Source organism: Enterococcus sp. S53 (assembly GCF_016516865.1).
GTDB classification, from domain to species: domain Bacteria; phylum Bacillota; class Bacilli; order Lactobacillales; family Enterococcaceae; genus Enterococcus_D; species Enterococcus_D innesii.
The window spans coordinates 1-3394 of record NZ_JACVUH010000038.1; the positions used below are offsets into that span (position 1 = coordinate 1).

The following is a 3394-nucleotide window of genomic DNA, read 5'->3' on the forward strand; positions in this document are numbered from 1 at the left end:
AACACAGATTATCAAAGCACAAGAAAACCAAGTGTCCGCCCTCAAGAAAGCTTATGATGGTTCATTCGTTGACGGAAAAGCAACGGATTCCACGAAGCGGCTAGCTAATCAGTTACAAGATGCTAACGGTAAATTGGCGAACTATAAACTGCAGTTACAAAATACTGCAGGTCAGCTCGCTAGAATGCAAGTTGAAACACAAGGCGTTACCGGTTGGCTAAAACAGCACGGTGATGCCTATATTAAACAAGGCGAAAAGATTCAAAAGTTCGGCGGTATGGTTTCCAAAGCTGGAACTGCTTTAACAGTTGGTGTAACTGCACCTATCGTCGCCGGTGCCACAGCAGTTACTAAAGCGGCTATCGATTGGGAATCAGCGTTTGCCGGTGTTAAGAAGACCTCGGATGAAGTTGTAGATAGCAATGGTAACGTTGTTTACTCTTATGACGATCTGGAAGCTAGTTTAAGAGGGTTGGCAAAAGAATTACCTTCGACTCACAGCGAAATTGCAGCTGTAGCAGAAGCTGCCGGGCAACTAGGAATTCAAACGCAAGATATTACAGCTTTTACTAAAACCATGATTGATATGGGTGAATCTACAAACCTATCCGCTGAAGAGGCAGCTACCGCAATTGCCAAAATAGCGAATATTACCGGAATGACATCTAGTGAGTATCAAAGGTTTGGATCGTCTGTCGTTGCATTGGGAAATAATTTCGCCACAACAGAAGCAGATATTGTTCAGATGGCAAATCGATTAGCTTCCGCAGGTACACTGGCTGGTCTAAGTAATCAAGAGATACTCGGATTAGCTACCGCGATGAGTTCAGTTGGTATCGAAGCTGAGGCTGGTGGAACAGCTATGACCCAAACTTTGACGGCCATTGAAAAAGCAGCTGTTGAAGGTGGGGATAGTTTAGACCAGTTTGCAAAAGTTGCCGGCATGTCATCGAGTGAATTTGCTAAGCAATGGAATGAAAAACCTATTGAAGCGATACAGTCATTCATCAAAGGCTTAGGTGAGCTAGACGGAAAAGGTGAATCTGCAACATTAATGCTTGATGAAATGGGCTTAAGTGGTGTTCGCCAATCGAATATGCTCAAGTCCTTAGCTTTAGCTTCTGACACACTTTCTGGTGCAGTTGACATGTCAACACAAGCTTGGGAAGAGAATACCGCTTTAACCAATGAAGCTGGTACACGATATGAAACAACAGAGTCAAAACTCAAAATGTTGCGAAATGAAGCCGTGGATGCGGCAATTGAATTCGGGGGACCACTAGTTGACGCATTAAGAGATGGTTTGGAAGCTTCAAAACCGCTGATCAAGAGCTTTGGTGACATGGCTAAAGCCTTTAGTTCTTTAGATAAAGAACAACAGCAAAACATTATCAAATGGGGTCTTATGGCTGCAGCTGCCGGTCCAGCACTCAAGTTGCTCGGTGGGGGTATCTCTACCATCGGATCAGTTACGAAAGGTGTGGGCAAATTATCTACAGGAATTGTAAAACTTGTAGCGTCTGCCGCTGAGAAAAAGGCAATTGCTGGTTTAGCAACTTCAATCACAGGAGTAGGTACTGCAGCAACAACTGCTGTTGGAACTGGAACTGCCGGAGCGGCCGCTGGCGGACTAGCAGGAATGGGAACTGCTATCGCTGGTTTGGCTGGTCCAATCGCTATAGGAGTTGTGGCGCTAGGTGCAATTGCTGGTGCAGTATACCTTGGCAAAAAAGCCTATGATGAGCACCAACTAGCTGGAGCCAAGTGGGGAACTGCTGTAACTGAAGAACAAGACAAAGTTATTTCAAAGTCTTATGAACTAAGAGATAAAGCAGTAAGCTATGTAAATGAATATGCAGACGGTGTACGAGGTTCTGCTGATAAAGCTATAACGGCAAATCAAGAAATTGTAGATTCAATTCAAGCGGCAATGGATAAAGAAATTGAACGAAAAAAAGCAGCTGCAGAAAATTTGAAAGATCCGGAATCTAAAGCGAAAGCTGATAAAGCAATAGCTTATGAAGAGCAGGTCAACGAGGCGTTGATCCAACAAGCACAGAAACGTGTAGATAGAATAAATGAAATACTAACAAACGCTAGCAAAAACAACCGTGATTTATCAGACCAAGAACGCCAGTATATTGAAGCTAACTATAAGCAACTTTCTGATAAACAACTAGAACAAGCGGGTTTCTCCAAAGATCAGCGGTTAGCCATCGAAACAGCGTATCAGGATGATTTATCCAAGCTATCAACAAAACAGCTACAAGAGCGTGCTAAAAACGTAAAAAGCGCTATGAATGATGAGCAGGAATCTTATGAAAAGCAGAAGAAATCTATTGCTGAGATTTGGGGCAAAAATACACAAGCCTATAAAGTTGAAATGGACAAGCTAGAAAAAACGCATGATCAGACAATGGAGGCCATGATCCTAGGCTATGCAAAATTAGGACTGGAGCAAGGCTTTAGTCTTCAAGATATGGCTGGCGTTTGGGAAATGTACGGATGGACAGTTGACGAAGTATCTCAACTTGTAAACGCAAGCGTAAATTCTACAAGCGAAAATCTAGACATGTTAGCAAAAGGCACTAACGAAGCCGATATGCAGTGGAATAGCTTGGCTCTTGATCCTAAAACTGGAGAAGTTCGTACCAACATGGCTGATGTGTTAAAGGATATGTCTTCTACCTATGAAGGTTGGGAACAATTGCGGTTCATTGCTAAGAATGCAGATATTTCAACAAACGCTAAAGAAGAAATTGCAATCGCAATGGGTGAATCTGGAAAGTGGAATGAACTTTATTTGACGGAACAACAACTTTTAGTGGATGGTGATGAAGCTAAACTACAACTTTACGATACCATTGAAAAACTAGGTATGTGGAATCAGTACAATGCAGACAGGAAATTACTAGGAGTAACTAACGCAGACGCAGTATACAAGCTGATGGAATCCAACGGTCAGCTTGAAGAATGGAATGGACTTTCCCCACAATTAAAAACACTAATTGCGGACGATCCAGCAAAACTAACAGTTGATCAAACGAAAGCAGCACTTGAAGAATATAATAAACTTCCACCAGCATTGAAAAAACTATTAGGAAATAACACAAATGCCGTAAATAACTTTGATCAGGCACGTGGTAAATTAAATCTTTACAACGAAACCAGAGTTGGAGCGAAGCACCTACATGCAACAGCAGATTATTCACAGGTTACACAAGCAAAGAACGAAATTGCTCAAGTATATAGCAAGAATGTTGTAATCGATGTGGAATATCGTGGGAGAAGAACAGGACAAACAGCTATTCCAAATGCCAAAGGAACAAATTACCACCCGGGTGGAGATATGATCGTAAATGATCAATCAGGACCATTATACAAAGAATTGGTT

1 protein-coding gene is annotated in these 3394 nt (G+C 42.1%); it reads left to right on the plus strand.

Going from position 1 to position 3394, the window contains the following annotated elements; genetic code table 11:
* The coding region (locus IAE45_RS18340) for a phage tail tape measure protein (protein ID WP_200143158.1) at nt 1-3394 on the plus strand (3394 nt) is incomplete at both ends.